29 protein-coding genes and 1 riboswitch are annotated in these 26,580 nt (G+C 35.4%); of the genes, 22 read left to right on the top strand and 7 right to left on the bottom strand.

What is annotated here, in order from left to right; translation table 11 throughout:
• Nucleotides 1–4 precede the first annotated feature (4 nt).
• Nucleotides 5–1,120 (top strand): carbohydrate kinase, encoded by a 1,116-nt coding sequence (locus tag MHH96_RS09085; RefSeq protein ID WP_047941730.1) that lies wholly within the window; start codon nucleotides 5–7, stop codon nucleotides 1,118–1,120.
• A gap of 1 nt (nucleotide 1,121) precedes the next feature.
• Nucleotides 1,122–2,033 (top strand): pseudouridine-5'-phosphate glycosidase, encoded by a 912-nt coding sequence (locus MHH96_RS09090; protein ID WP_047941729.1) that lies wholly within the window; start codon nucleotides 1,122–1,124, stop codon nucleotides 2,031–2,033.
• 176 nt (nucleotides 2,034–2,209) lie between these two features.
• Here the strand turns inward: MHH96_RS09090 and MHH96_RS09095 are convergent, their stop codons facing one another.
• Nucleotides 2,210–2,539, bottom strand: a complete 330-nt coding sequence (locus MHH96_RS09095) for a helix-turn-helix domain-containing protein (RefSeq protein WP_082138298.1) — start codon at nucleotides 2,537–2,539, stop codon at nucleotides 2,210–2,212.
• Between the two features lie 316 nt (nucleotides 2,540–2,855).
• On the opposite strand from MHH96_RS09095, the gene MHH96_RS09100 reads away from it, so the two are divergent.
• On the top strand, nucleotides 2,856–3,065 hold the full coding sequence (locus MHH96_RS09100; protein ID WP_047941728.1) for a hypothetical protein: 210 nt from the start codon (nucleotides 2,856–2,858) through the stop codon (nucleotides 3,063–3,065).
• A 195-nt stretch (nucleotides 3,066–3,260) separates the two neighbouring features.
• Nucleotides 3,261–3,346: riboswitch (cyclic di-GMP riboswitch) on the top strand.
• A 32-nt stretch (nucleotides 3,347–3,378) separates the two neighbouring features.
• On the top strand, nucleotides 3,379–3,528 hold the full coding sequence (locus tag MHH96_RS09105; protein ID WP_082138297.1) for an anti-repressor SinI family protein: 150 nt from the start codon (nucleotides 3,379–3,381) through the stop codon (nucleotides 3,526–3,528).
• A gap of 157 nt (nucleotides 3,529–3,685) precedes the next feature.
• On the opposite strand, the gene MHH96_RS09110 is transcribed toward MHH96_RS09105, so the two are convergent.
• Nucleotides 3,686–4,009: a helix-turn-helix domain-containing protein gene (locus MHH96_RS09110; protein ID WP_341118113.1), complete on the bottom strand. Its 324-nt coding sequence runs from the start codon at nucleotides 4,007–4,009 to the stop codon at nucleotides 3,686–3,688.
• A 286-nt stretch (nucleotides 4,010–4,295) separates the two neighbouring features.
• On the opposite strand from MHH96_RS09110, the gene treR reads away from it, so the two are divergent.
• From treR to map, 3 genes are all read left to right on the top strand, one after another.
• Nucleotides 4,296–5,012 carry a trehalose operon repressor gene (treR, locus tag MHH96_RS09115; protein ID WP_341117125.1) on the top strand — a complete coding sequence of 239 codons (717 nt, stop codon included), beginning with the start codon at nucleotides 4,296–4,298 and terminating at the stop codon, nucleotides 5,010–5,012.
• A 78-nt stretch (nucleotides 5,013–5,090) separates the two neighbouring features.
• Entirely contained in the window at nucleotides 5,091–5,609 is a 519-nt protein-coding gene (locus MHH96_RS09120; RefSeq protein WP_341117126.1) for a type 1 glutamine amidotransferase domain-containing protein, read from the top strand.
• A gap of 261 nt (nucleotides 5,610–5,870) precedes the next feature.
• Nucleotides 5,871–6,623, top strand: coding sequence for a type I methionyl aminopeptidase (map, locus tag MHH96_RS09125; RefSeq protein ID WP_061799891.1), 753 nt, complete (start codon nucleotides 5,871–5,873; stop codon nucleotides 6,621–6,623).
• A 73-nt stretch (nucleotides 6,624–6,696) separates the two neighbouring features.
• Here map and MHH96_RS09130 read toward each other — a convergent pair whose 3' ends face one another.
• The gene (locus tag MHH96_RS09130) at nucleotides 6,697–6,921 is read right to left on the bottom strand and encodes a DUF1128 domain-containing protein (RefSeq protein WP_061799888.1); all 225 of its coding nucleotides are present in this window, start codon (nucleotides 6,919–6,921) and stop codon (nucleotides 6,697–6,699) included.
• A gap of 153 nt (nucleotides 6,922–7,074) precedes the next feature.
• On the opposite strand from MHH96_RS09130, the gene MHH96_RS09135 reads away from it, so the two are divergent.
• The 3 genes from MHH96_RS09135 to MHH96_RS09145 all read left to right on the top strand — a co-directional run bounded on the left by MHH96_RS09135 (nucleotide 7,075) and on the right by MHH96_RS09145 (nucleotide 9,038).
• Complete coding sequence (locus tag MHH96_RS09135) at nucleotides 7,075–7,548, top strand: low molecular weight protein-tyrosine-phosphatase (protein WP_061799886.1); 474 nt, start codon at nucleotides 7,075–7,077, stop codon at nucleotides 7,546–7,548.
• A gap of 77 nt (nucleotides 7,549–7,625) precedes the next feature.
• A complete protein-coding gene (locus MHH96_RS09140; RefSeq protein WP_141231691.1) occupies nucleotides 7,626–7,991 on the top strand; it encodes a YtxH domain-containing protein in 366 nt (121 codons plus the stop codon).
• A 225-nt stretch (nucleotides 7,992–8,216) separates the two neighbouring features.
• Nucleotides 8,217–9,038: a YihY/virulence factor BrkB family protein gene (locus MHH96_RS09145; protein ID WP_047941720.1), complete on the top strand. Its 822-nt coding sequence runs from the start codon at nucleotides 8,217–8,219 to the stop codon at nucleotides 9,036–9,038.
• Between the two features lie 677 nt (nucleotides 9,039–9,715).
• Here MHH96_RS09145 and MHH96_RS09150 read toward each other — a convergent pair.
• Complete coding sequence (locus tag MHH96_RS09150) at nucleotides 9,716–11,647, bottom strand: heavy metal translocating P-type ATPase (RefSeq protein WP_095322564.1); 1,932 nt, start codon at nucleotides 11,645–11,647, stop codon at nucleotides 9,716–9,718.
• A 175-nt stretch (nucleotides 11,648–11,822) separates the two neighbouring features.
• Nucleotides 11,823–12,998 carry an MFS transporter gene (locus tag MHH96_RS09155; protein ID WP_047941718.1) on the bottom strand — a complete coding sequence of 392 codons (1,176 nt, stop codon included), beginning with the start codon at nucleotides 12,996–12,998 and terminating at the stop codon, nucleotides 11,823–11,825.
• A 242-nt stretch (nucleotides 12,999–13,240) separates the two neighbouring features.
• Between MHH96_RS09155 and cax the strand changes: the two genes are divergently transcribed.
• From cax to MHH96_RS09170, 3 genes are all read left to right on the top strand, one after another.
• Complete coding sequence (cax, locus tag MHH96_RS09160; protein ID WP_047941717.1) at nucleotides 13,241–14,305, top strand: calcium/proton exchanger; 1,065 nt, start codon at nucleotides 13,241–13,243, stop codon at nucleotides 14,303–14,305.
• 411 nt (nucleotides 14,306–14,716) lie between these two features.
• Entirely contained in the window at nucleotides 14,717–15,331 is a 615-nt protein-coding gene (locus tag MHH96_RS09165; RefSeq protein WP_047941716.1) for a YczE/YyaS/YitT family protein, read from the top strand.
• A 99-nt stretch (nucleotides 15,332–15,430) separates the two neighbouring features.
• Nucleotides 15,431–16,255, top strand: a complete 825-nt coding sequence (locus MHH96_RS09170; RefSeq protein ID WP_047941715.1) for a YfkD famly protein — start codon at nucleotides 15,431–15,433, stop codon at nucleotides 16,253–16,255.
• Between the two features lie 445 nt (nucleotides 16,256–16,700).
• Here MHH96_RS09170 and yfkAB read toward each other — a convergent pair whose 3' ends face one another.
• Nucleotides 16,701–17,822 (bottom strand): radical SAM/CxCxxxxC motif protein YfkAB, encoded by a 1,122-nt coding sequence (gene yfkAB / locus MHH96_RS09175; RefSeq protein ID WP_047941714.1) that lies wholly within the window; start codon nucleotides 17,820–17,822, stop codon nucleotides 16,701–16,703.
• A gap of 194 nt (nucleotides 17,823–18,016) precedes the next feature.
• Here yfkAB and MHH96_RS09180 point away from each other — a divergent pair, with 194 nt between their 5' ends.
• A complete protein-coding gene (locus tag MHH96_RS09180) occupies nucleotides 18,017–18,505 on the top strand; it encodes a YtxH domain-containing protein (protein ID WP_341117127.1) in 489 nt (162 codons plus the stop codon).
• A gap of 153 nt (nucleotides 18,506–18,658) precedes the next feature.
• Here the strand turns inward: MHH96_RS09180 and MHH96_RS09185 are convergent, their stop codons facing one another.
• Nucleotides 18,659–19,444: a tyrosine-protein phosphatase gene (locus MHH96_RS09185; protein WP_047941823.1), complete on the bottom strand. Its 786-nt coding sequence runs from the start codon at nucleotides 19,442–19,444 to the stop codon at nucleotides 18,659–18,661.
• 233 nt (nucleotides 19,445–19,677) lie between these two features.
• On the opposite strand from MHH96_RS09185, the gene MHH96_RS09190 reads away from it, so the two are divergent.
• From MHH96_RS09190 to pdaA, 8 genes are all read left to right on the top strand, one after another.
• Entirely contained in the window at nucleotides 19,678–20,283 is a 606-nt protein-coding gene (locus tag MHH96_RS09190) for a TetR family transcriptional regulator (protein ID WP_144545444.1), read from the top strand.
• Between the two features lie 151 nt (nucleotides 20,284–20,434).
• Nucleotides 20,435–20,620 carry an SE1561 family protein gene (locus MHH96_RS09195; protein WP_047941711.1) on the top strand — a complete coding sequence of 62 codons (186 nt, stop codon included), beginning with the start codon at nucleotides 20,435–20,437 and terminating at the stop codon, nucleotides 20,618–20,620.
• Between the two features lie 198 nt (nucleotides 20,621–20,818).
• Nucleotides 20,819–21,598 (top strand): ABC transporter permease subunit, encoded by a 780-nt coding sequence (locus MHH96_RS09200; protein WP_047941710.1) that lies wholly within the window; start codon nucleotides 20,819–20,821, stop codon nucleotides 21,596–21,598.
• Between the two features lie 19 nt (nucleotides 21,599–21,617).
• Nucleotides 21,618–22,313, top strand: coding sequence for an ABC transporter ATP-binding protein (locus MHH96_RS09205; RefSeq protein ID WP_047941709.1), 696 nt, complete (start codon nucleotides 21,618–21,620; stop codon nucleotides 22,311–22,313).
• Nucleotides 22,314–22,315: 2 nt separating this feature from the next.
• Nucleotides 22,316–23,311, top strand: a complete 996-nt coding sequence (locus MHH96_RS09210; RefSeq protein ID WP_144580241.1) for an aliphatic sulfonate ABC transporter substrate-binding protein — start codon at nucleotides 22,316–22,318, stop codon at nucleotides 23,309–23,311.
• A 12-nt stretch (nucleotides 23,312–23,323) separates the two neighbouring features.
• On the top strand, nucleotides 23,324–23,836 hold the full coding sequence (locus tag MHH96_RS09215; RefSeq protein WP_047941707.1) for a thioredoxin domain-containing protein: 513 nt from the start codon (nucleotides 23,324–23,326) through the stop codon (nucleotides 23,834–23,836).
• A 244-nt stretch (nucleotides 23,837–24,080) separates the two neighbouring features.
• On the top strand, nucleotides 24,081–25,619 hold the full coding sequence (locus tag MHH96_RS09220; protein WP_061799865.1) for a fumarate hydratase: 1,539 nt from the start codon (nucleotides 24,081–24,083) through the stop codon (nucleotides 25,617–25,619).
• Between the two features lie 94 nt (nucleotides 25,620–25,713).
• Nucleotides 25,714–26,535: a delta-lactam-biosynthetic de-N-acetylase gene (gene pdaA / locus MHH96_RS09225; RefSeq protein ID WP_047941822.1), complete on the top strand. Its 822-nt coding sequence runs from the start codon at nucleotides 25,714–25,716 to the stop codon at nucleotides 26,533–26,535.
• Nucleotides 26,536–26,580 lie beyond the last annotated feature (45 nt).

Genomic DNA, 26,580 nt, shown 5'->3' on the forward strand with positions numbered 1-26,580 from the left:
GGAGATGGAAGTGAATGATAAAGAGATTTTTATTCTTCAGCTGATTAAAGAAAATCCCTTTGTTACTCAAAATGAAATAGCTGAGAAAATGGGCTTATCCCGTTCTGCGGTAGCAGGCTATATTTCTTCTTTAACAAAAGAAGGGAAACTACTAGGTAGAGCTTATGTATTACCAAAAAAGAAAGAAGTTATTTGTATTGGAGGAGCCAATGTTGATCGTAAAGTTCAAGCAGAGGAGACCATTCAGTACGGAACCTCTAATCCAGCATCTACAAGTCAGTCACCTGGCGGGGTCGCAAGAAATATTGCAGAGAATTTAGGACGATTGGGACTCGAAACTTCTTTATTTACTATTGTGGGAGATGATCATGAAGGGGAATGGCTATTAGAGAATACCAAAAACTATGCAGATATCACTCCATCTCTTTTGTCTAATCTTTATCGCACAGGGACTTATACAGCCTTATTGAAATCTGATGGTGAACTTGCCGTTGCTTTAGCAGATATGTCTATATATGACAGCATTGATAAAGATATAATCGATAAAAAGTGGGGGTATATTGCAACATCAGAATTAGTTATTCTTGACACTAATTTTTCAGCAGAAGTATTGGAGCATATTATCATCAGATGCAGGCAAGAACAAATGGCATTGTGTATTACGCCTGTATCGGCACCAAAAGTACGAAAGCTGCCAGAAGATCTGCATGGAGTTACTTGGTTGATTGCAAACAGAGATGAGGCAGAGGTACTAGCAGGAATAAAAATAAAAGAAGAAGGAGACTTCTTTAAAGCAGCTGAAATAATTCTCGAAAAAGGTGTTGAAAAAGTAGTTATTACACGGGGAGATAAAGGCCTTATCTATTTTACTAAATTGGGGGAAGCTGGTGTGATCCTACCTCCAGAAGCAGAAGTAGTCGATGTAACAGGTGCTGGTGATTCCCTTGTTTCAGGTATAATGTATTCTCATATTAAAGGCCTAAACACGGAAGATGCTTGTAAAATCGGTATTACTTGCTCAAACATAACCCTTCAATCGAATCAAACAGTAAATCCGTTATTAAATAATAAAAAATTACAAGAACTATTTGGAAAATACTTTGCAAAAAGGAGCATATAACATGAAAACAGAATGGCTAGAATTCTCAAAAGAAGTATTAGAAGCAAAGAAAAATAATCTACCGATTGTAGCCTTAGAATCGACTATTATTTCCCATGGAATGCCTTATCCTCAAAATGTGGAAACTGCTAAAGAGGTAGAAGATATTATTCGTAAAAATGGCGCAGTTCCTGCAACCATTGCAATAATAGAAGGGAAAATAAAAATTGGTTTATCAGAAGATGAAATTGAATTTTTAGCTAAAAGCGATAATATTGAGAAAGCAAGCAGACGTGATTTACCATATTTGATCGCTGGTAAAAAGAATGGGGCAACAACTGTAGCTGCTACCATGATTTGCGCAGAACTTGCAGGAATTAAAGTGTTTGTAACTGGCGGAATTGGCGGCGTTCATAGAGAAGCAGAGCATACAATGGATATTTCTGCGGATTTACAAGAACTTGCTAAAACAAGCGTAGCGGTTGTTTGCGCGGGAGCCAAATCAATATTAGATATTGGATTAACGCTAGAATATCTTGAAACATATGGTGTTCCAGTTGTAGGATATGGAACAAAGTCTCTTCCTGCTTTTTATACAAGAACGAGTCCATTTGAAGTGAATTTCTCAGTAGAAGATCCAAAAGAAGCAGCAGATATGATCCAAACAAAATGGGCATTAGGACTAGATGGCGGGGTAGTGATCGCTAATCCAATTCCAGAAAAAGATGCTCTCGATGAAAAATACATTACAGAAATTATTGAAAAGGCACTCCAAGAAGCAAAAGAAAATCATATTACAGGTAAAAAAGTAACTCCATTCTTATTAAGTCGTGTCAAAGAGTTAACAGAAGGAACAAGCCTAGTTGCTAATATTGCATTAGTCAAAAACAATGCAGAGGTGGGCTCAAAAATAGCAGTAGAGTTAAATAAATAAGAAATAAGACTATTCGAAGTAAGAATATCGCTTCCAAATCGGTAGTAGCATTCTCTTTGAATAGTCTTTTTGATGAAAGAATGTTTATTAGAAAAACGAAACAAGAAGAGTACACATAAACTCCAATGGGGGGAGGCCATTCGCTATTGCCATTAATAGAGAAGGCTTCCTTTTTTCTAGTTCTCTTGTCTTTTTTTAAATTTAACATATTCAAGAATGCCAGCAAAATCTTCTTTTGTAATTCCTTCTTCTATTGCCTCCTCTACTAAACTCATCCAGTCCTCATCGATTCCATCTATCACTGTATAATTATTGTCTAGTAGTTCCTCTACATTTGTCTCAAGAGTGTGGGCAAGTTTCGTTAATACTTGAAGAGAGGGGTTCTTTTGAATTCCTCTTTCAATATAGCTTAAATAAGATTTGGAAACACCGGATTTGTCGGAAAGTTCATTAATAGAAAAGCCCTTTTTTATTCTTAATGTCTTTATTTTTTCTCCAACCAACATAACAATATTCTCCTTATCACATAAGAAATGTAATTTCATTATAACGAACGATATAGTGAATATAAAATATGAAAAAGCTAGATAAAAGGAGTTATTGTGAGGAAAAGAATGATAATCGTTCGTTAAAAAGAAAAAACGGTTGATTTTGGAATTTTCAAAAATGATAGTTTTGCACTATACTTATGGAAAAGTTCTTTACTAAGAACATTATTGTGTTTTATAACATTATAATTTAACTAAAGAGATATAAATGAACTAAATCAGTAACAATTATTTCAGCATAAGAAACCAAAAAGAAAAAGGAAGAGGGTGGAAAATGTATAGAAAAAACTGTGATATATGCAATAGACCATCGTATAGTAGTAGTGAACGAGGCAGGTGGATTTGTCCTATATGCCAAAATGACTTAACGGAATATCCTTTTTTTGATGCGATTACATTTGAACAAATTCATATTAATTATTCTTTTAAAAAAGTGCTAAAAAGCTATCAAACACAATATTATGATAGAAGACAAGATAAGTAGTGCTCCTGACTTAAGAGAAATCTGTAAATAATGCATAAGTATGATTAATTCGATAAGATTCGCTGTAATCAACATTTTTTGTAGAAACAAGGAGAAATATTTTAGTAATTTATCCTAATTTTATGACAAATTACTGCATCATTTCATGAGGAAAAGCGATATAATGAGAAAACAGTAAAAAATACGAGAAAAGGTAAATGTAAAAGGCAAACCAATACGAAAGTTTGGGACGCAAAGTCACGGATCTAATGTCTTAAAACAATGATGGCCGGACTGCCAAAATACAAATGTATTTTTGGGAGGGAAGAATTAAGTGATTAATAGTCAACTTTTTACCGAAGAATTGGATTCAGAATGGATTCAATTAATTAATGAAGCCAAAAATATTGGAATGAATTTGCAAGAAGTAAGAGAATTTTTGCGAAGTGAGAAGGATTACTTAATTCAGGAAAATCCGAAATAAACATTTGTATATAGAAAATGATTGTCTAAAAAATGGACAAAATAGATATCTCTACATTGAATACTTGACAATAATGGAAAAGTATTCAATGTAGATAACCTCTTTTGAAATGGAAAAAATCTAATAACTTATTTTAGCCATATAAGTGGAAAACGTACTATTTTTTTTGTTCCAGTCTCCATCTGTTAAATTCCAAAAATTCACGGAATTCTTTTTTTGATACCCCGGAATCCATTGCCTCTTTTACAATTTTTAACCATTCAGAATCTATTTCATCCTTATTCTGTTGATCATTGATTAAATGATCGACTGGTATATTGAAAACAGCTGCTATTTTTTCTAAAAACTGAATCGATGGATTGGATTGTAAATTTCTTTCCAAGGAACTTAAATAAGATTTTGCAACTCCGGCTTGTTCAGCTAATTCTGATAAGGACATTCTCTTCTCTAAACGTAGCTGTTTTACACGATCCCCAATCATACGCTCACTCACTTTCACTCTTTACGGTATGTATATTTATGATAGCATTTATAGATAAAAAGTTCCATATAAAGAACGAATTGTTCTATCCATTATGCTTATAAACCATTGATGTGTAAAAGATTTTTCTAAAAGTATGTTCACAATATTGAAATATATCTTATAGTGTTTACCCTTTTCTACATACACTGAAACATTTTTTTATTCATTTTTCAATCCTTTTTAGACAATTTGTCTGAAAAAGAGTAGAATGGTAACGAATAATTTGAAAATGTTGGTGAATTTCATGTTGAATAAATATTATATGATATTCGAGGAATTAGAAGCTGCGATAAGAAATGGAAAGTATCCACCCGATACTATTTTGCCATCTGAAAATGAATTAGCTGAGCAGTATAACACATCTAGAGAAACAATTCGTAAGGCTTTAAATATTTTATCGCAAAAAGGATATATTCAAAAGCTCAGAGGTAAAGGTTCTTTAGTGCTTGATTTAGAAAAACTGCAATTTCCAATCTCCGGGCTAGTTAGCTTTAAGGAATTAGCGGATAAAATGGGACATTCCTCTGTCACAATTATTGAAAGCTTTACGAATAAACAACCATCTTCTTTTTTGCAAAAGGAAATGCAGTTAAACAAGGACGATTCTATCTGGGAAGTTTTTCGTGTAAGAGAAATTAATCAAGAACGTATCATTTTAGATAAGGATTATATTGTCGTAAAATATGTTCCGGGATTAACAGAGGAAATATGTAAAAACTCTATTTTTGATTATATTGAGAAACAGTTAAATTTAAAAATTAGCTTTGCGAAAAAAGAATTTACAGTAGAAGAGCCTACAGAAGAAGACTATAACCTATTAGATTTAGAAGGATTTCATTCGATCGTAGTAGTTAAAAACTACATATATTTTGAAAATGCTACTTTATTTCAATTTACAGAGTCGCGACATCGACCAGATAAATTCCGATTTGTTGATTTTGCAAGAAGAAACGAGGCGTGAAAAAATGGTCCTAGCATGTTTTATTTTCATTCTATGGGGAACGTTACTTATAGAAAATAGAAAAAGGAGATGCTATATATGAGTAAAAAAATTGCTACTTTAATTACTGATATGTTTGAGGACTCTGAGTACACAGAACCGGCTAAGGCTTATAAAGAAGCTGGGCATGAAGTTGTAACAATTGAACTAGAAGATGGTAAAACAGTGGAAGGAAAACAAAAAGAAGCCTCTGTGACAATTGATAAAGGAATAGATGAGGTTTCCCCTGATGAATTCGATGCATTATTCATTCCAGGTGGATTTTCTCCTGACCAGCTCCGTGTCGATGATCGAGTTGTGGCCTTTACAAAAGCGTTTATGGATGCAAAAAAACCTGTTTTTGCAATTTGTCATGGACCGCAGCTGCTCATTACTGCTAAAGCGCTAGAAGGTAGAAATGCCACTGGCTATAAATCAATCAAAGTGGACATGGAATACGCAGGTGTTACTTTTAAGGATGAAGAGGTTGTGGTATGTGGGGACCAATTGGTAACAAGCAGAACGCCAGAAGATATCCCTGCCTTTAATCGTGAATCATTAAAGCTTTTAAATAAATAAAGAAATATAAATAATGGAAAGAGTCTGTACCTACACAGATTTATGGTAAGGGGAATATAATCTTTTTATCATGAGTTGGAGTAGGTATAGGCTCTTTTTTTGTGTTAATCTTAAGAAGAGATAAATTGTTTTTTTGGCTGCAATCAACTCATAATGTTAAGATAACATACTTAATGAACCGCTAATATAAAAAGAGGAGTAGAAAAAATTCTATTTGTGTTCATTCTTAGCGGTAATTTTAGATAGGAAGAAGGCTTGGACATGATTGTATTAAAATCAAAACGAGAAATAGAACAAATGAAGAAGGCTGGTGAGATTCTAGTTGGTTGCCATAAAATGATTGCCAAGATGATAAAACCAGGGATTACAACATTGGAAATTGATCAAAAGGTGGAAGCTTATTTAGCAGAAATGGGAGCCACTCCTGAACAAAAAGGATATCGTGATTATCCATATGCAACTTGTGCCAGTATAAATGATGAAATTTGTCACGGTTTTCCAAGAAATGAGCCTCTAAAAAAAGGAGATATCGTAACCATTGACATGGTTGTTAATTATAATGGTGCTTTGGCTGACTCTGCCTGGACATATGCAGTTGGAGAAGTATCAGCTGAATTGCAAAAACTGATGGATGTTACAAAAAAAGCCCTCTATATAGGTATTGAACAGGCGAAGGTTGGCAATCGAATCGGGGATATTGGATTCGCTATTCAACAATATGTAGAAGAACAAGGTTTTTCTGTTGTGAGAGATTTTATCGGTCATGGTATTGGCAAAGTAATACATGAAAAACCAGAAGTACCTCATTTTGGTTTAGCAGGCAAAGGGCCTCGTATCAAAGAAGGAATGGTATTTACAATTGAGCCGATGGTTAATGTTGGTGATTATAAAATGAAAATGGATAATAATGGATGGACGGCAAGAACGATAGATGGAAGGCACTCAGCACAATATGAGCATACCATTGCTATCACAAAAGAGGGTCCTGTTATACTTACCGATCAAGATGTTTAATGGTATTCGTTGTCCTATGGCATTAAAAGAAATCAGTGGGCACTCACCCACTGATTATTTTTTCTAAATCAAGTTATTGTTTTCGCAAGTTTCCAAGCTCTTCAGCGAGTGCCTGCATTTCATTTGGACTAAAGGAGTCTCGTTTCATCACATGCTCATAAATTTCTTTAATGTCATCATATAGATCTTCATCAAAATGGGTGGATTTAATGGCACCTATGTTCAATACTTTTAATTTTTCTTTTATTTTTTCAATCATGAAATTCACATTTTCTGTTGTTTTATTATCTAAATTCATACCTTTCCCCTTTCCTGGACAATAAAGTTGTTCTATTCATCTTTTCATGCAAACATAGAAATGTCAATATAGAGATGTATCATTAAATAAAGTGCTTTTTGCGAACTGGTAAGTAAAAAAAGTATGTAAATAGAAAAATGGAGGAAAATAAAAATGAAAATACGTGTTTTATTTATTTGCTTAGGAAATATTTGCCGTTCTCCTATGGCGGAGGCAGTATTCCGTGACTTAGTCGAAAAGGAAGGATTGCAAGAAAGTATTATTTGTGATTCGGCTGGAACCGGCGGATGGCATACTGGTAATCCGCCTCACCAGGGAACAAGAGATATTCTTAAAGTGAATAAAATCAAGGATGCAGGTATTTTTGCCCGTCAATTGGCGGATAAGGATTTAGAAGAATTTGATTATCTAATTGCAATGGATAACAGTAATATAGCAAATATTAAAAAGCTTAATGAAATGTTAGACGGCACAAAAGTCCGTTTGTTAATGGATTATACAGACCACGCTGCGGGAAAAGAAGTACCAGACCCATATTATACCGGCAATTTTGAAGAGGTGTTTGCCTTAGTGAAGGATGGCTGTGAAGGTCTGTTACGAGAGATTAAGCAAAAATATTCCTTATAAGCAATAATAGCCATCCTTCAAGCTTGTTTTACAAAATTGGGGCTGTAATAGCCAAATAATTTGGAGAGGTGGCAGGGATGATGAAAATAAGTATGACAAAAGGTCTTTTTATCGGCAGTCTTATTGGAACAGCTATTAGCTTATTGGACAGACATACAAGACAACATGCGGTAACAACTTTACAGCATGCGAAAGATACTGTAACAGATTTGGATCAAATGACATCTAGCTTGAATCTAACTTCCGAAAAAATAAAGAATTCAGCCCTGAAAATTTCGGACGATGCTGCATTTGTTAAAAAACAGTTAGAAGAACTGAAAGGAATAACACCAGTCGTTGCTGGTATTATCCGAGATACAAAGGAAGCTTTCTCAAGCGGGAATACGAGAAATCAGGAAAAAACGCTTGTTTCCAGCATACAATATTTACCTAAGCCAGAATAGCCAGTAAGAATGGTTTTGACAGGGATAGCAGCCTATGTACCCATCTCTTTATTTGGAATTTTTTACATTAGAAGAGGGGAGATGCTTTAGGCTGCCTCCCATTACATACTATGAGAACATATGCTAGAAAGGGCTAATGTCTTTTCTAATTAGTGAACAGGTTTTTATTTACACGATAAAGGGCAATAGACATACATAAAAGAACTGTTAGGACGGTGATTTTGTATGGGAGGCGTAATTCCATTTATAAAGGTTCTTATCAAGAAAATTCAACAAGATAATGTATTTGATCTGGCAGCCCAATTATCCTATTATTTCCTTTTGTCAATTTTCCCATTACTTATTTTTGTGATGACTCTTCTTCCGTATCTTCCTATTACGAAGGAAGACTTATTAGGATTAGTGGAAGGATTTGCTCCTGGCGACATTATGAATACGATTGAATCTAATATTGATCAGGTACTCAGCAGAAATGTTAGTTTATTATCATTTGGTATCATTGCGACAATATGGTCTGCTTCAAACGGTTTAAATGCTATCGTAAAGGCGCTAAATAAAGCGTATGATGTGGAAGAAACAAGATCTTTTATAGTAGCAAGAGGTATGTCTATTTTACTGACACTTGGAATGATTGCTGTAGTAGTAGTTGCTTTGCTATTGCCGGTTTTTGGAGAACAAATAGGGATGTTTTTATTTTCACAATTTAATTTAACGGATGAATTTTTATCCTTATGGAATACTTTAAGATTTCTTGCATCCCCCATCATTCTATTTATTGTGTTTCTTGCTCTTTATTGGATTGCACCGAATAAAAAACTAAAATGTATTTCCGCTATTCCAGGAGCCATTTTCGCTGCAATTGGCTGGGTAGTCGCTTCTTTAGCCTTCTCTTATTATGTAGGGAACTTTAGTAATTATTCGGCAACATATGGAAGTATCGGAACGATTATAGTTCTAATGATATGGTTCTATATAACAGGTATTATTATTATTATTGGCGGCGAGATTAATGCTTATTTCACGGAAAGAAAGAAAGAACCTTGTTAAGTGTATCCGTTATTTACCTCTATAAAAGAATGTAAAAAGAACAAACTATTAGAGGGGAAACATTTTAATAAGGGAGAATTTAAAATGACAAAACATACAAAAAAAGATGGCGGGACAAAACAAAAAGGGAAAAGCAAGCCTAAGCATAAAACATCTGGTTCTGCCAACGGATCAAACGGCTACCATTAACCAAAAGGCCTTCAAGGATTACACCTTGAAGGCCTTTTGCTTGGCGTAATAAAGGATAGTAATATTAATTGGGAAAATTAGCTAATTTGTGTTTGGTCCATTAATTCCTTTTGGTAACAATGTTAGCAGTGACGAAAACAGTGTGGGGGAATTAATGATGACTCATATACAGCTTAGCCAATTAAATGGTTCTCTTATAAAAAAAATCACTAATTGGGCTAGGAAATAGTGGATAATTGAATATATCTGGCCAATCGAGCAAGAGAATTAGCTGAAAAGTAAAAATATCAGCCAACCGGAAAGAGAAATCAGCCAAAATTAGAAAATATCAGCCAACCGGAAGGAGAAATCAGCCAAAACCAGAAAATATCAGCCAACCGGAGGAAGGAATCAGCCAAAACCAGAAAATATCAGCCAACCGGAGGAAGGAATCAGCCAAAACTAGAAAATATCAGCCAACATGTATCCACATTCCTCCGCCGAGTTGCTTATCCTTTTAATAACCGCAAGCTATTTAAAATAACCAAGATGGTGCTGCCTTCATGTCCAATAACACCAAAAGGAAGGGCAACGATTTGCAGGAAGTTGGAAATAATTAAGAGCATAATGACCGAAATAGAAAAGATAATATTTTGTTTAATAATGCGATTCATCCGTTTAGATAGTTGAATGGCATCAGCAATTTTAGGTAAATCATTTTTCATTAAAACAACATCCGCTGTTTCTAAAGCAACATCTGTACCTTCGCCCATGGCAATGCCGACATTTGCTGTGGCGAGAGCTGGTGCATCATTAATTCCATCTCCAACCATAGCCACGATTTCATATCGCTCTTTTAACTCTTTAATAGAGGTTACTTTCTTTTCTGGTAAGCATTCAGCAATATAGTCCTCTACATAGCTTTCTTGGGCGATGGCTTTTGCTGTTTTTTCATTATCTCCTGTTACCATAACCGTATAAATACCATTTTCCTTTAAACGGTTAATAGCTTCTTTCGATTCTTCTCTTACAATATCCTTTAATGCAATTAACGCAATCACATCGGCATCTTTTTTTATAAATACAGTTGTTTTTCCTTCTTTTGATAACTGATCATATTTTCCTTGTTGGAAAGCCTTTGCTTCCTTTTCGCCTACAAAAGCAGCTTTTCCAATCCGCCATTCGGCATTATTCAAAAGGGCTGTAACACCCCAGCCTGAATTATCTTGAATGCTTTCTGGCTGTGGGAATGTTTCTTGATATTTCAGCTTAGCGTATTGGACAATTGCTTTTGCAAGTGGGTGATTTGAATGGCTTTCAATGCTAGCTGTTATTTGAATAATTTCTTTCTCTGAAAAATGTTGATCAACCAGGACATCTGTTACAACCGGTTTTCCTTTTGTTAATGTTCCTGTTTTGTCAAAAGCAATTGCTTTTACATGCGCAAGATTTTCTAGGTGAACGCCACCTTTAAAAAGGATGCCAGCTCTTGCTCCATTAGAAATCGCTGATAATGTGGCTGGCATAATGCTTGCAACTAAGGCGCAAGGAGAGGCCACGACTAAAAAAATCATTGCTCGATAAAAAGTTTCATTCCATGACCACCCTAAAAGGAAATGGGGAAGGAACATTAATAGGACAACAATAGTTAATACAATTTTGACATAGGCACCTTCGAACTTTTCGATAAAGGCTTGCGAAGGGGATTTCTCACTTTGTGCTGATTGAATCAATGTAATAATTTTTTGGAAAAGAGTTTCGTCTGCATGTTTGGTCAGGGTGACGGTAATCGACCCGCTTATATTTACGGTTCCAGCAAATACTTCATCATTAATTCCCTTAGATAATGGAATAGACTCACCGGTGATAGCTGCTTCATCAATTGCTGTAGTTCCCTTAATAATCTTTCCATCCACAGGTACTCTTTCACCTGGTTTAATTAAAATGATATCGGAGACAGAAAGAGATGATACTGGAACCACTTGCTCTTGGCCATCAGGCAGGATTCGGACAGCTTCTTCTGGCTGCAATTTCATAAGAGCAGATATTTCTTTATTGCTCTTATTCATAGTATAAGTCTCTAATGCTCCACTTACAGCAAAGATAAATATTAATATCGCTCCTTCTGCCCAATATCCAATAATAGCAGAACCAATTGCTGCAAAAATCATGAGCATTTCGACATTTAATTCTTTATTTTCAATCGTTTCGCTAATTCCCTCTTTCGCCTTTGCATAGCCGCCAATCACAAAAGCAAGTAAGTAGGCTAGGATAGACATAGAAGAATAATGAAAGTGGTGTAAAATCCAGCCGCTTACAATGAAAATTCCGCTTATCCCTGCAGCAATTAGTTCGAGATGAGGAGATAGCTTGGCAAATAGAGTAGGCTCTGCTTCTAGCTTTGTTTCGATATAGGTTTTTAATTCTGTTTCTGTAGACATTCGTTTTTCCTCCTTTGTTAACCATTCTTATTGAGAGCGAGAATCAAGTTCAATACCCTTAAAAAACACGAAAGCTGCCACCTAGAAAGGTGACAGCATAAATACCCGAATAAAAATAATTTTTTGATATTTAGTTTTATAAGGTAATCTTACCACATATTGTATGAACCAGGTATCATTTTGCTTCTGCTAAATATTGATTTTTCATTTCTTTTTTCCCGAAAAGGAAAATAATCAAACCAACAATAAATAAGATAGCAGCAATCACTACAAAGTAGCTTATATGCTGGAAATATTGAATAAACAATCCTCCCAAATATGGACCAATGAGACTTCCAACGCTAAAGGCCATTCCACAAAGAAGATTTCCAGTCGGCAGAAGATTAGATGGAACTAAATCGGTCATATAGCTAATGCCTAAAGAGAAGGTAGAGCCAACTGCCATTCCTGCGAGGAAGAGACAGATGATAAGGCCGATTAAATAAGCTTCTAATAGGCTTGCGAAAGAAAAGCAGGCAGTACCGATAATTAAAATCGTTATAAGTGTCTGTCTTCTGCCAAATTTATCACTAATCATTCCTAAAGGAAGCTGAAAGACAATGGCTCCGATCGAAAAGGCGGTAAGCAAGAGAGAAATCTGGACGACACTTAATTCAATTCTTAATCCATACACAGGAAAACTAGAGTTTAAGCTTGATTCTAAGAATCCATAGGCAAGCGGTGGAAGAAAAGCAATCCATGCATACTTCATAGCACTAGAAAAGCGTTTCATTGTATCGAGAAATGAATTGGTTTCTACTGTTTGCTCTGGAAAATCATTTTTAATCCAGAGAATAAAGATCCATGCGATAAAGCACATAATAGATGAAAGAATAAATGGCAGTGACTCATTTATTTTTACTAATGGTGTTAACAATGGTCCCACTGCAAATCCAATCCCAAAGAATACACCGTATAGTGAAATATTGCGTCCGCGTTTCTCCTTTGGTGAAGCTGTAGTAATCCATGTTTGGGTTGCAAAATGGAGAGAGTGATCTCCAATACCAATAAATAAACGAAGAAGGAACCAGAACCAAAAGGATTTCCACACTGGAAAAAGCGCTAGTGCAACAATAACAACCAACCCGCCAAAAACGATAACGGGTTTATACCCATATTTACGCAATGGATGTTCCATAAAAGGAGAGATTAGCAGAATCCCTATATACAGTCCCACTGCATTTAAGCCATTTAAACTGGAAGAAAGACCATCACTTTCAAAAATAACTGCTATTAATGGAAGCAGCATTCCCTGACTAAATCCAGAAATACTGACAATGCTAATTAATACGGCAAATTTTTTACTGTTCATAATATACTCCTTATTTTTTCCTTACATTGGGTTTATATTTAGTCTCCCTAAATGATGTTATAGGGGATTGAACAGTATTGCAATAGATTTTTTTAGAGAAGTAAGAATATTATTTTTCTTTTCCTAAAGCAGTAAAATTTCTTGAAAATTGGTTATATTTAGGGAAAGTAGCTGTATAATAAGTTTAGCCTCCAGCCGGATGGGAAAAATAAATGAAGGTGATAGTGAAAGGAAGCGAAAAAATGGTTAATAAAATATTTATGATTGCAGCATTTATTGGGGTTCCATTATCGATAATAGGTTCCTTGTTACATTGGTCAAGCATTCTTATGTTTGTTATTTACTGTCTTACCATCATTGCGTTATCGAGTTTTATGGGGAGAGCAACAGAAAGCTTAGCTATTGTCGCTGGCCCTCGAATTGGTGGATTATTAAATGCTACTTTTGGGAATGCTGTAGAATTAATAATTGCTATATTTGCTTTACGTGAGGGGTTAACAGAAGTAGTATTAGCATCCTTAACTGGATCTGTGCTGGGGAATCTATTGCTTGTAGCTGGGTTGTCCTTTTTTATCGGCGGGTTAAAGTATAAGAGACAGCAATTTAATGTTTTTGATGCTCGTCATAACTCAGGACTGCTGATTTTCGCCGTTATCGTTGCGTTTGTTATTCCTGAAGTTTTCACGATGAATATGGGTGAAGGAAAAACATTTTCATTAAGTATTGGGATCGCTATTATTTTAATTGTATTGTATTTAGCAGCACTTTTATTTAAATTAGTAACTCATCGCGGGGTTTATCAAGTGGAAAAGAGTGGAGACCACGGTCATGCTCATGAGGAAAATCCAGAATGGTCTGTGAAAAAAAGTATTGCTATTTTGGCGATTGCAACACTAGCAGTTGCTTATGTGTCAGAAAACCTAGTACATACTTTCGAGGTAGTTGCAGAATCCTTTGGCTGGTCTGAGTTATTTATCGGGATCATTATTGTGGCGATTGTAGGAAATGCTGCAGAACATGCTTCTGCTGTCGTAATGGCATACAAGAACAAAATGGACATAGCGGTTGAAATTGCGATTGGTTCAACGTTGCAAATTGCGATGTTTGTTGCACCGTTATTAGTATTAATTTCCTTGTTTTTCCCAAGTGGATTATCATTAGTCTTTACGCTGCCAGAACTTATTAGTATGGTAACAGCTGTATTGCTAATGGTAAGTATTTCAAATGATGGAGAGACAAACTGGTTTGAGGGAGCAACCTTACTGGCAGCTTATGCGATTATGGGAATTGGGTTTTATTTGCTTTAAGACTATATAATTTAGAAAAACAAGGCCTAGCCGTTTTCTTTACAACGGCTAGGCCTCTTTTTCTTATTCACCTCTTTATTTTTCGATAATAAATTTTAAGTATTTGTTGATTTAAATATGTTGTTTAGGGAATCTATCATGTCGCTTCCATCGGATCACCAACCTCTTTTCCTTTTGTAATGTGGATTACATTCTGATTGATGAATATTCAAAGGTTTATATTTTCCTCCTTTACTAAAATCCAAGCGATCTAAATAGCTGCCCTCCTTTTATTTGATGATCTTATTATACAATAATATTTAATAAATGTAAATATTCTGATTATTTATTTTTAAGGATAAAGGACAAGTTTTAAGTTTCGTATGCATATGAATGAAAGTAAGAGGATGGGTGGAGAAAGGGGTTTAATCTATGTCGTCATTGTTTTATCGATGGCTTTTGTACGTTGGCGGGCTTTTTATATTAGCGTTTGGGGCAACGTTGACTATTAAGGCTAATTTAGGAGCTGGTCCTTGGGATGCTCTTAATGTAGGCCTGTCTCATTTGGTAGGATTAACAATCGGAAGCTGGATTGTTATTGTAGGTATCCTCCTTATATTTGTTAATGCTTTTCTTTTACGAAAAAGACCAAATTTATTATCTCTTGCAACCGTGTTTATTCTTGGCTTTTTTGTTGATTTTTGGATGGCGCATCTTGTTAATCGTCTTCATTATTTTATGTTTATGAGTCAATTACTTTTACTTATTGCTGGGTTAATTATTGTTGGTCTAGGGATTGCTCTCTACTTACAGTCAGAATTTCCTTTAAATCCCATTGATGATTTTATGGTTACCATTCAGGAGAGATATGGAGTCAATCTTATGATGGCTAAGCTAATTGGAGAAATACTTGCTTTATTGTTCGCTTTTTTAGTAAAAGGACCTATTGGGCTTGGTACCTTAATCATTGCTTTTGGACTTGGTCCAGCTATTCAATTTTTCCATCCATACTGTTCTAAGCTGACGGGAAAATTTGTAATTAAATAGAAGGAAAGAAAAAAATTATTTTATAATGGATAATCTTGATGAACTCCGAAAAAAATAATCATAGTGATGGATGATTATTTGAAGGGAGTTCAAATTGCTATGTACAAGAAAATAATAATTGTGCTTTTATCTTTTTTCTTAATGCTTCCAATGTTCACATATGCGGAAAAAGCAAAAGAGAAAGAAAAAGAAGAAAGTCCACCGAAATCCAAAATTATTACCATACCTAATGCAGTTATGAATATAACGAAGGAAAATACGTATCCAAACCCAACACAGGATGTGCCTAAGCTACAACCTAGTGAGTTAACACAGCAGCTTATTAATTCTTCTAAAGTGAAAATCGATAATCCAGATTTGATTCGTATGTTGAATGAGTCTACGGTTAATAGTACGCCATTTGCTCTTGGCTATAAAGCAATTGTCTATTTAGGACAATGGCCGCTTAACTATGAGTCAACAGAAACGGCGCCAAATTGGGAGTATCAGAAAATAAATACCAATTTCTATGATAATCGTGGTGGGAAATCATCCTACCAGATCCATTATGTGCAAGAATCACAGAAAAAAATTAGGGGCGGCTTAACTGCAAAAATTCCCAATGCAGAACAAGTGAAGAAAATGATGCTTGTAAAAGCAGCTCAAAATTCAGGATTATCTCTTGCTTTTGAAACAGTGGTTGGAACAGGAACGAAAAAGGACCAAGTATACAATATCCCAGCTAAAAGACTTGGATATTTATACGGTTATGCACCTGCAGTTAATGAAAAAGGAAAAGTGACATATGGTGAAGTATACATGATGCTTAAAGGTAGCAAAAAATCCATTATAGTTAAAAATGTAACTTCTCAAGGAATTGGTGCATGGATTCCCGTCCAAGATCATATTTCCTTTGAATTTAGCGCAAGCGAAAAACCGAAATAAATGGATGGATAAAAGGCTGACTATGGATGTCAGTCTTTTTTTTTGTTAGGAGAAGGTGTTGGGGAGCGAACAGGAATAGAGAGTGGATCGGAGAAAGTGGCTTTTTTATGGAGGATGAAAAGTTAAATAAGGAGGGAATAATTGGAAAAAAATGGTGTTCATAAGAGAAATGAAATCCAAAAGAAGGGAAGCTAAGTGGAAAAATGGTGTTCATAAGAGAAACGAAAACCAAAAGAAGGGGAGCTAAGCGGAAAAGTGGTGTTCATAACAGATATGAAAGCCAAAAAGCGGAGGGAAGAGAGAAAAATGGTGTTCATAAGCCAAAAAGAAAAACAGCATTTCTCCTTACCGTAAACATATACCAATAGTACAAAATCATCTTGCAAAAACGCCCACAACGCACAATAAAAAGTGTCCATCAACTATCAATGGACACTACTTTTTATTATCGACTAATTACTGCTTTTCTTGTTGTAAAATCCACATCTTGATAGTAACTGTTTTTTACAAGGACATTTGGTCCAAGGCATTTAACAGCAGGACAATGACAATTTAGCGAACGAGCTAAATCAGTGGATAGCCATTTTTGGAAGATATCTTCTAAATGATCTGTTTGAATATTGCCAAGTGCTGGAGTGTCACCGAAATCAGTAACAATTACATCTCCAGTAAAAATATTAACGTTTAAACGAGAACGACCATCAGGATCGTTTCGAACTGTAACATTTTTGCTAGAATAAAGGCGATTTAATAACTGTAGATCTTCTTCTTTCGTATTACACGGATAAAATGGAAGGGTACCAAATAGCATCCACACATTTTCATCGCGAATATCGAGAAGGTGATTGATGCTGTCACGAATTTCATCTAGTGATAATGTTTCTAAAGCAGAAGCGAAATCTGAAGGGTACATAGGGTGAATCTCGTGTCTTTGACATTTCATCTCTTCAACAATTTGCCGGTGGATATGCTCTAAATATGGGAGTGTACGCTTATTTAGCATGGTTTCGGCAGAGACAACTACCCCAGCTTCTACTAAAGCTCTACTATTTGTAATAATGTTGTTAAATAGCTTCCCTCTTTGTTCGTAAGTTGGTTTTCTTGTCATCATTGCAAAACCTCGTTCTGCAAATTCCTCTTCTGTTCCCCAGTTATGAGAAATATGCAGCACATCTAAATAAGGAATTACGGGTTCGTAACGGTCCAGACCTAGTGTTAAATTTGAATTTAACTGTGTTTTTACTCCGCGGCTATGTGCATATTTAAAAAGAGGGACCACATAATTTTCTACAGATTTTCGGCTCATCATTGGCTCTCCGCCAGTAATACTTAGTGAGCGTAGATGCGGAATTTCATCCAGTTTTTTTAGTAATAAATCAATCGGTAAAGCATTCGGGTCTTTTGGTTGAAGAGTATAACCAACAGCACAATGCTCGCAGCGCATATTACATAAGGTTGTTGTAGTAAATTCAATGTTAGATAAGGTTAATTTTCCATGCTGCTCCATATCCATATAAGCTTCCCAAGGATCAATGCTTGGAGAAATTATGTTTTTTTCAGTAATCATTATAAGCTCCTTTATAAAATAAATAGTTAAACTATATCTATGTGTAAAAAAGGTATAGAATGCTTTTTTCCATTGTTAGGGATAAAAGGCCCCTTGTCATTATTAAAGGAAAAATCCTATATGTCAAACGTTTTTGTTTAAATATTACGTAGGCGGGAAAAGAATCTTTAACGAGAAGAAGGGAGATGAATGATATGTCTAATGCAGCAAATCAAGGAAATAAAATTGTAACAGGCTTAGTAATTGGAAGTGTCATTGGTGTCACAGTTTCTCTAATTGATCCAGCTACAAGAAAAAGAACGATGCAGAAATTCGAGAATTTAAAAGATGGAAGCACTCGCATTGTTCAGAGTTATAAAGATAACCCAGATGAATTTAAAAAGGATTGGAAGGAAAGATTCCATCGTTCTTCTGATGCCATGAAAGCTATTACGAATGATACTCAGAGATTGTACAAGCAAATTCAATCCACTGTGCGTGAGCGTTCCAAGGACTTAAAAGAAATTACGGAGGATTTCAGACAACTCTACTTTCAAACAAAGAGACAATATAACCAAATTACGAATAAGATAGCTACTACGAAAGACCAAATTATTGAATCGTCAGAAATGAAAGAAGGAACCCAGCTTCCTGCTGTTAGAGAAGAGATGGAAGTAAAGGAAAAGGGGGCAGCCCTACAATAATGTAGAGAAAAGGAGCATCTTAAGTCTTAGAAGATGCTCTTTTTATGTAGCGGTTGTCTTTTTTTTAATAAACTTGCTGGGTAGAAAGTAATTTTCTCTAAATCCATCTTCACATGTAAAACTTCTATATTTAAGATCATAACTCATAACTTTCTATTCAATTAATAATTGTTTGAGCTTGTCTAAATTGCTTTGAGGAATATTACAAGCCACCAGAAGATAAGTTTCTATGTTTCCGTACTCTTCGATGATTTTTCTATATACGTCTTCTAAATAATCACGCTGAACTTCTAACATGGGTTTTAATCGTTCTGGCGATACTTGAAACAAACTCATCCATCTAATAAAAGTTTCGACTTTCTTCATACGAGCAGCTATTAACTGATTTGATACTAGATATTCGTTTATAACCGCTTCATATGGGACACCCACAAGTAATTGAATAATTGCTGAGACAAAGCCAGTTCGGTCTTTTCCTCCTGTGCAATGAATCAGGGCAGGAATATTTTGCTGGTTTGAAAGAAAGATAAGAATTTCGCGAATTTCCTTATGACAGCCAAATGCCATATGTTCATACATTTCTTTCATGATCTTTTCAAAATCAATGGTATTTGACTTGCTAACTAGAAATTTAAAGAATTCAAGACGGGTGAATTCTCGGCTTTTATCATGGATGGATACATTTAATAATTGAATTCTTTTTCCAGTCGGGATACGACTTACCTTTGATTTTTGCTCATTAGGTGTTCTTAAATCACAAATGGCTTTTATATTCAATTTATCGAAGGTTTCCAAATCTTTGTTGGATAACTTAGATAACTCTTCTGAACGAAATAATACACCAGCTTTCATTTTGCGCCCGTCACTGGTTGTCATGCCGCCAATATCACGAAAATTATATAATTTTTCAAATTCAAATGCTTTTTCTAAGGTCTTCATTTTCATCTCTCCATCTTTATATTCAATAGTGAAAGGAGAGGAAATAGATCTAACAATGAATTTCCCCTCCATCGTCATCTCTTTATGCGAACAAAAAAGGTCTTATAGTCATATAAATTCAAAAATATACTATTACTTATTTACTTTTATTTACAAAGAGATTAAGATAAGTATAAACATTATGTGACTAAATGTCTATAAAAAGTCATAAAAATATTAAAAGGAGATTTATCATGCCTAAATTTACAAAACAGGAAAAAGAGCATATCCATCATGCCCTTATGGAAAAAGGAAGAGAAATTTTTATACAGTATGGACTGGCTAAAACAACTATTGATGATATTGTACAGGCATGCGGGATTGCTAAGGGCTCATTCTATAAATTCTTTCAATCTAAAGAGGAGCTTTATTTCGAAATTCTAAAAAATGAAGAAGAAGTACGTGAGACAGTTCTTGCTGAGTTATTTCGTGAAGATCTTTCTCCGAAGGACTTGCTTACTTCATTTTTTCATACATCCTTCACATTTGTGGAGGAAAATCCCTTTCTTCAACGTGTGTTTCAGAGTGATGAACATGAAAGACTTACAAGAAAACTTCCGGAACAGATGGAAGAATTCTCGCGGATACATACTCAAAGAGGAATCAATGCTATCAAAATTCTCATGGATCGTGGAGTTTTACCTAAAGAGAATCCAGAATTAACGGTAGGAGTTATCCAAGCGATTATGATGATAAGATTGCATAAAGATGAAATAGGAACAGAGCTTTTTCCTCAAGTGATGGATAGAATTATCGATTATATAGCTACAGGGTTAGGAAAGGAAAGTGTCAATAAATAAAAAGAAAGGAGCATCTTGACTAGATGTTTCTTTCTTTTTCCTCTATGAATGTGTAAAAAAATAATACCTGTGCCAAGCTAAAAAGAGGAAGGTTGCCGAAAGAAGAAAAATTCGTTACGATTAAGAAGTAGTTTTGAAAGGAGAGAATACATTGGGTAGTTCAATTACAGATAAAAATGAGCAAGTTACTTTTCTAAAGACAAGATTAAATATGTTTATGGATGTGCTAGATGCCATTGATCCAGAAGAAGCTGAACTAGAGGATATTGATCGCTTAATTGAAATGATAGATGAAATTGAATCAAAATGTAATGAGTTTAAACATAGAGATTTATAAACCACTTCTTAAACTTTTTCGAGGGGATAAAGCTTCCCATCAATAAAAAATAGATTGTTTAAAAACACTCAGCAGATGGGTGTTTTTTTATAGGCTGATTTTACTGATAATTAAAAATTTTAATGTTTACAAATCCGATTGGAATTACTATAATAAAGAACGTTACGATTAATTTTACATTGTATGGAAGGTGAAAAAATGAAAAAAAGCAAAAGGTGGTATGACAATCCATATGTACCATGGATCCTTCCTATTTTCCTTATTGTACTGTGGCAAATTTTAGGACAGTTTCAGATCATTACTTCTTCTATTTTGCCAACACCAGTAGAGGTCATAAAAGCAGGAATTAGCTTATGGGGGACAGGTGATTTACAAGAACATGTGTGGATAAGCACACAGCGGGCATTTATCGGTTTCGTCATTGGGGGAATATTAGGATTTATTTTAGGTTTATTTAATGGAACCATTTTATTTTTTGAAAGAGTCATTGATACATCTATTCAAATGATACGAACAATTCCACACTTAGCCTTAATTCCTCTTGTTATACTTTGGTTTGGGATTGGAGAGAGTGCCAAGATTTTCTTAGTGGGAATAGGGGTTATGTTCCCAATCTATATCAACACATTTAATGGAATTAAGAATGTTGATCGGAAATTAGTAGAAATGGGATCTGTTTATGGTTTAAATAAATGGATGCTTTTTAGAAATATTATCTTACCAGGTGCCTTGCCATCTATTTTAGTCGGAGTGCGATATGCTCTTGGAGTCATGTGGACTTCCTTAATTGTTGCGGAAACGATTGGTGCAGATGCTGGAATCGGTTTTTTGGCAACAAATGGTCGAGAATTTATGCAAATGGATATTGTTGTATTAACAATTGTTTTGTATGCCATCTTAGGTAAATTATCCGATTTTCTCGCAAAACTGCTCGAACAAAGATTTTTAAAATGGAATCCCGCTTATCGACGAGATTAAGATGGAATGAGGTGATGATATGTTCAAAATAGAATTAAAAGAGGTAGCAAAAAGTTTCGGTACAAATGAAGTACTAAGCAACATTAATCTATCACTTGAACAGGAAAGCTTTACGGCAATTGTTGGGCGTAGTGGATGTGGCAAAAGTACATTGCTTCGCGTTATTGCAAAGTTAGAACAGCCTTCAAAAGGGAGTTTGCTTTTTTCTGGTGAAGGGGAGCGAGAACCTAAGATTCGCATTATGTTTCAAGATGATCGCCTGCTTCCTTGGAAAAATATTATACAAAATATTGAACTAGGTGCAGATAAAGAAAATGACGCGATAAACTCACTGGAACGGGTGGGATTAATGGAAAAGAAAAAGGATTGGCCAGATCAATTATCAGGTGGTCAAAAGCAGAGAATTGCCCTTGCCCGTGCTTTAGCGAGTAATCCTGATATTCTTCTATTTGATGAACCACTTGGAGCACTTGATGCTCTCACACGATTGGAAATGCAAAATTTAATAGAGGAAATATGGCAGCAGCGAAGATTTACTTCTCTTCTAGTAACCCATGATGTAACAGAAGCAGTCAGGTTAGCAGATCGGGTTATTGTTATCGATAAAGGGATCATTCAATTAGATGAAATTATTGAGTTGCCAAGACCTCGTGAACGCAATGATAAATTTACTTATTATGAAACAAAAATACTTAATCAGATTTTAGGGGGATAAAGATGAAGAAATTTTCACTATTTATTGTTGCAGCATTCACAGCTATTGTTTTAGCTGCATGTGGAGATAAGGCTTCAACGGATTCTAATTCATCGGTGGATAAGGATAAAGAAGTCATTACTATTGGCTATCAAAAAGGGAATACCTTAAATATTCTAAAGGAGCATGGGAATTTAGATAAAGCCTTAAGTGATGCTGGCTACCAAGTAGAGTGGAAGGTGTTTCCAACAGGAACTGTGTTATTAGAGGCTTTAAATACAGATAATATTGATTTCGGACATGCCTCTGATGGGAATGCCGTATTTATGCAAGCTGGTGGGCATCCGTTACATTATGTAGCCTCAGAATCTCCTTATCCAGAAGGTGTAGCTCTTATAGTCAAAGAGGACTCATCTATCCAAACAGTCGAAGATTTAAAAGGAAAAACCATTGGGGTTACCCAAGGTGGGAATCAGCACTATTTATTGCTAGTTGCATTGGAAAAAGCAGGCATTGCATTAGATGATGTAACAATAAAATTCTATAAAGACGCTGCGGAAGGATTAGCTGCATTTACTAAAGGTGAGTTTGATGTATATGGCACTTGGGATCCTTATTTAGCAATTGTCGAAAATAAGGTTAATACTCGAACAGTAATCAATGGGAAAGACCTGACAGAAAATCGGACATTCTATTTTGCAACAGAAAAATTATTAAAGGAAAAACCTGAAGTTACAAAAATAATTTTAGAAGAGTTACAAAAGGCAGATCAATGGGCAAATGAAAATAAAGACGAAGTCGCTAAAATCTTAGCTTCTGAGCTTGGATTAGAGGAGGCACCATTACAAAAGGCAAATGAAAGAAGAACCTTTGGTGTTGAAAAAATAAATGAAGATATTATTAACAGTCAACAAAAGCTTGCAGATACTTTTTATGCAGCTGAGCTACTAAAAAAGGACATTAGTATTAAAGACGCGGTAACAATGGATGATTCTATTATTCCCACTAACATAAAATAAGGAGGAAAGATCATGTCCACAATTAAAAATGCATTTTTAAGTTACGGAAGCAAAGATGCTCCAGTAAAAGTAGAGGTGTTTTTAAATTTAGCATGCCCCTACTGTGCTACTTTCTTTGCTGCAGCTGATCAAAGTTTAAAACCATATATAGAGAATGGGAAAGTACAATATGTGATTAAGCATTATGATAAACCACGTGAAATGCTATTATATGGCACATTGGCAAACTTATTTTTTGATTATAATGAGCCAGAGCGCATCTATGAAATCATGAAGGATTTATTTGCGAAGCAAAGCCAATGGAGTGAGAAGGATAGTGATTTTATTAAGCAGATGTTAACAGAAACATATGGCTTACAAGAAGAGCCGGCAACAATTGATATTAGTTTGAAAATTACAGCAGAGGCCATCGAGCGCCAAGTGAAGATGGTACCAACTGTCTTTATTAATGATAAAGAATTTCAATTCCCAGTCGAAATCGATGCACAGCAATTAATAGATGAAGTAGAAAATGCATTATCTTAATACAAGGCGTCTTTAAAGTGGCTGAGGTTTAGAAATGATGATTGTTAAGAAGAGATCTCCTCCAGATGAAGGATATCTCTTCTTTTCTATAAAGAAAACCAAAATTTATAGTAATTTTCTGTAAACGATTGCAAATCACTTCTCTATCGCCGAAGAGAAGAGTATAATTTTTTATAGGGAGTATTTGTATGTAACAAAAAATGTGCAAGGTATGCCTTGCGCTTTTCAAATGAGGGGGAGAAGCATGTATTTTGAAAATCTGAAGAAGAGTATTTACGATTTAATTGTAGAAACATCGACCAATCTTCCAAAAGATGTGCGCCGTGCAATTGCAAAAGCTACTGCATCAGAAAATGCTGGGACTCGTTCGGCGATGAGTTTAGCGACCATTACGCAAAATATTGGGATGGCAGATAAGGAAGTCTCACCTATTTGCCAAGATACAGGGCTGCCAACATTTAAAATTAAAACACCTATTGCTGTCAATCAGCTGGATATAAAAGCAGCTATTTATGAAGCGATGGAGCTTGCAACGAAAAATGGGAAGCTCAGACCAAACTCCGTTGATTCACTTACAGGGGAAAATAGCGGGAATAATTTAGGGGCAGGGACACCTGTCATAAAGTTTGAACAGTGGGAAAAGGATTATATCGATATTCGTTTAATTTTAAAAGGCGGAGGCTGCGAAAATAAAAATATCCAATACAGCCTTCCATGTGAATTAGAAGGTCTTGGCCGTGCTGGTCGTGATTTAGACGGAATTCGTAAATGTATTCTTCATTCTGTATATCAAGCACAAGGGCAAGGCTGTAGTGCTGGTTTCATTGGAGTCGGTATCGGTGGAGACCGTTCTGCAGGATATGATTTAGCGAAAGAGCAGCTATTCCGCTCTGTCGATGATACAAATGATATTCCAGAATTAGCGGCGCTAGAAGCGTACATCATGGAGAATGCGAATAAACTAGGAATTGGTACAATGGGATTCGGCGGGGAAACAACACTGTTAGGCTGTAAAATTGGCGTAATGAACCGTATTCCCGCAAGCTTCTTTGTATCCGTTGCTTACAATTGCTGGGCATTCCGCCGTTTGGCTATCTCCGTAAATCCTGATACAGGGGAAATTAAGGAGTGGCAATATCAAGAAGGAGATAAAATCGATTTCAAAGCAGATACGGAAGAAAATGAAGTAGCGGCAGCAGAGGAAGTCATTATCCTTCAAGCACCAATTAGTGAAGAGGAAATCCGTCAATTAAAAGTCGGAGATGTTGTCCAAATTAATGGAATGATGTACACAGGGCGAGATGCGATCCATAAATATTTAAGTACAAATGATGCTCCTATTGATTTAAATGGACAAATTATTTATCATTGTGGACCAGTTATGCTCAAAGATGAAGATGGAAATTGGCATGTGAAGGCTGCTGGACCAACAACAAGTATTCGGGAAGAGCCTTACCAAGGGGATATCATGAAAAAATTTGGTATCCGTGCAGTGATTGGAAAAGGTGGTATGGGTGCTAAAACATTAAAAGCATTGGAAGAGCATGGCGGTGTCTACTTAAATGCCATTGGCGGAGCGGCCCAATATTACGCTGATTGCATTAAATCGGTAGAAGGTGTAGACCTTATGCAGTTTGGAATTCCTGAAGCGATGTGGCATTTAAAGGTAGAGGGATTTAAAGCCGTGGTGACAATGGATGCTCATGGTAATTCTCTTCATCAAGATATTGAAATGTCTTCTTTAGAAAAATTAGCGCAATTTAAAGATCGTGTATACAAATAAATGTGGTGAGAACGGCTAAAAGCTTAGCCGTTTTTTTCTTTGCTTGTTATTACCAAGAATGAATTCCTCCAGTGTACAGAAAATAACAAAAGGAATGAACGGCAAAGGAGGAATTACATTGAAATTAGCAATCAAAACGTTTATTTGCTTTTCTGCTTTTTGTTTATTTGCCCTTCCTGTAGGAGCGAGTGTATCCAATAAACCGCTAAGCTGGGGATTTAAAAAGGGAGCAAATGAACAACCGGCAGAAGCAGGGCAAGAGTTAGATACTTTACTGGAAAAGTATGGTGCTTATTATAAAGATACCAGTGAAGATAAGGTACTTTATCTAACCTTTGATAATGGCTATGAAAATGGATATACAGGAAAAATTCTTGATGTTCTCAAAAAAGAAAAGGTACCTGCAACGTTTTTCATTACTGGTCATTATTTAAAAAGTGCTCCAGATCTTGTTAAAAGAATGGCTGCGGAAGGTCATATTATTGGAAACCATTCCTACCATCATCCAGATTTTACACAAGTTAGTGATGAAAAATTAAAGCAGGAGCTTGATTCCGTTCTGAAAGAAACAGAAGCACTAACAGGGAAAAAGGGAATGAGTTACTTACGTCCCCCGCGTGGTGTTTTTAGTGAGAGAACATTAAAGCTTGCTCAAGAGTTAGGATATACACAAGTGTTCTGGTCATTAGCCTTTGTAGATTGGAAGACAGACCAGCAAAAGGGTTGGAAGTATAGCTATGACAATATAATGAAACAAGTTCATCCGGGCTGTATTTTATTACTTCATACTGTTTCAAAAGATAACGCAGAAGCATTAGAACAAGCAATTAAAGATTTGAAACAAAGAGGCTATACCTTTAAAAGCTTAGACGATTTAACATTGAAGAAAGAAATGGATGAAGGAATCATGCAATAAGAATTGTAGTATGCCCAATGAGAGAATTCCTTCTCTTTATTGGGC

The sequence above is a fragment of the Niallia sp. FSL K6-0212 genome (genome assembly GCF_038007605.1).
Taxonomy (GTDB): Bacteria; Bacillota; Bacilli; order Bacillales; family Cytobacillaceae; genus Niallia; species Niallia circulans.

What these genes read in the sequence shown, in the direction of transcription:
- MHH96_RS09085 (WP_047941730.1), top strand. Translation starts at nt 5, where the DNA reads ATGGAAGTGAATGATAAAGAGATTTTTATTCTTCAGCTGATTAAAGAA.
- MHH96_RS09090 (WP_047941729.1), top strand. Translation starts at nt 1,122, where the DNA reads ATGAAAACAGAATGGCTAGAATTCTCAAAAGAAGTATTAGAAGCAAAG.
- MHH96_RS09095 (WP_082138298.1), bottom strand. Translation starts at nt 2,539, where the DNA reads ATGTTGGTTGGAGAAAAAATAAAGACATTAAGAATAAAAAAGGGCTTT.
- MHH96_RS09100 (WP_047941728.1), top strand. Translation starts at nt 2,856, where the DNA reads ATGTATAGAAAAAACTGTGATATATGCAATAGACCATCGTATAGTAGT.
- MHH96_RS09110 (WP_341118113.1), bottom strand. Translation starts at nt 4,009, where the DNA reads ATGATTGGGGATCGTGTAAAACAGCTACGTTTAGAGAAGAGAATGTCC.
- treR (WP_341117125.1), top strand. Translation starts at nt 4,296, where the DNA reads ATGTTGAATAAATATTATATGATATTCGAGGAATTAGAAGCTGCGATA.
- MHH96_RS09120 (WP_341117126.1), top strand. Translation starts at nt 5,091, where the DNA reads ATGAGTAAAAAAATTGCTACTTTAATTACTGATATGTTTGAGGACTCT.
- map (WP_061799891.1), top strand. Translation starts at nt 5,871, where the DNA reads ATGATTGTATTAAAATCAAAACGAGAAATAGAACAAATGAAGAAGGCT.
- MHH96_RS09130 (WP_061799888.1), bottom strand. Translation starts at nt 6,921, where the DNA reads ATGAATTTAGATAATAAAACAACAGAAAATGTGAATTTCATGATTGAA.
- MHH96_RS09135 (WP_061799886.1), top strand. Translation starts at nt 7,075, where the DNA reads ATGAAAATACGTGTTTTATTTATTTGCTTAGGAAATATTTGCCGTTCT.
- MHH96_RS09140 (WP_141231691.1), top strand. Translation starts at nt 7,626, where the DNA reads ATGATGAAAATAAGTATGACAAAAGGTCTTTTTATCGGCAGTCTTATT.
- MHH96_RS09145 (WP_047941720.1), top strand. Translation starts at nt 8,217, where the DNA reads ATGGGAGGCGTAATTCCATTTATAAAGGTTCTTATCAAGAAAATTCAA.
- MHH96_RS09150 (WP_095322564.1), bottom strand. Translation starts at nt 11,647, where the DNA reads ATGTCTACAGAAACAGAATTAAAAACCTATATCGAAACAAAGCTAGAA.
- MHH96_RS09155 (WP_047941718.1), bottom strand. Translation starts at nt 12,998, where the DNA reads ATGAACAGTAAAAAATTTGCCGTATTAATTAGCATTGTCAGTATTTCT.
- cax (WP_047941717.1), top strand. Translation starts at nt 13,241, where the DNA reads ATGGTTAATAAAATATTTATGATTGCAGCATTTATTGGGGTTCCATTA.
- MHH96_RS09165 (WP_047941716.1), top strand. Translation starts at nt 14,717, where the DNA reads ATGTCGTCATTGTTTTATCGATGGCTTTTGTACGTTGGCGGGCTTTTT.
- MHH96_RS09170 (WP_047941715.1), top strand. Translation starts at nt 15,431, where the DNA reads ATGTACAAGAAAATAATAATTGTGCTTTTATCTTTTTTCTTAATGCTT.
- yfkAB (WP_047941714.1), bottom strand. Translation starts at nt 17,822, where the DNA reads ATGATTACTGAAAAAAACATAATTTCTCCAAGCATTGATCCTTGGGAA.
- MHH96_RS09180 (WP_341117127.1), top strand. Translation starts at nt 18,017, where the DNA reads ATGTCTAATGCAGCAAATCAAGGAAATAAAATTGTAACAGGCTTAGTA.
- MHH96_RS09185 (WP_047941823.1), bottom strand. Translation starts at nt 19,444, where the DNA reads ATGAAGACCTTAGAAAAAGCATTTGAATTTGAAAAATTATATAATTTT.
- MHH96_RS09190 (WP_144545444.1), top strand. Translation starts at nt 19,678, where the DNA reads ATGCCTAAATTTACAAAACAGGAAAAAGAGCATATCCATCATGCCCTT.
- MHH96_RS09200 (WP_047941710.1), top strand. Translation starts at nt 20,819, where the DNA reads ATGAAAAAAAGCAAAAGGTGGTATGACAATCCATATGTACCATGGATC.
- MHH96_RS09205 (WP_047941709.1), top strand. Translation starts at nt 21,618, where the DNA reads ATGTTCAAAATAGAATTAAAAGAGGTAGCAAAAAGTTTCGGTACAAAT.
- MHH96_RS09210 (WP_144580241.1), top strand. Translation starts at nt 22,316, where the DNA reads ATGAAGAAATTTTCACTATTTATTGTTGCAGCATTCACAGCTATTGTT.
- MHH96_RS09215 (WP_047941707.1), top strand. Translation starts at nt 23,324, where the DNA reads ATGTCCACAATTAAAAATGCATTTTTAAGTTACGGAAGCAAAGATGCT.
- MHH96_RS09220 (WP_061799865.1), top strand. Translation starts at nt 24,081, where the DNA reads ATGTATTTTGAAAATCTGAAGAAGAGTATTTACGATTTAATTGTAGAA.
- pdaA (WP_047941822.1), top strand. Translation starts at nt 25,714, where the DNA reads ATGAACGGCAAAGGAGGAATTACATTGAAATTAGCAATCAAAACGTTT.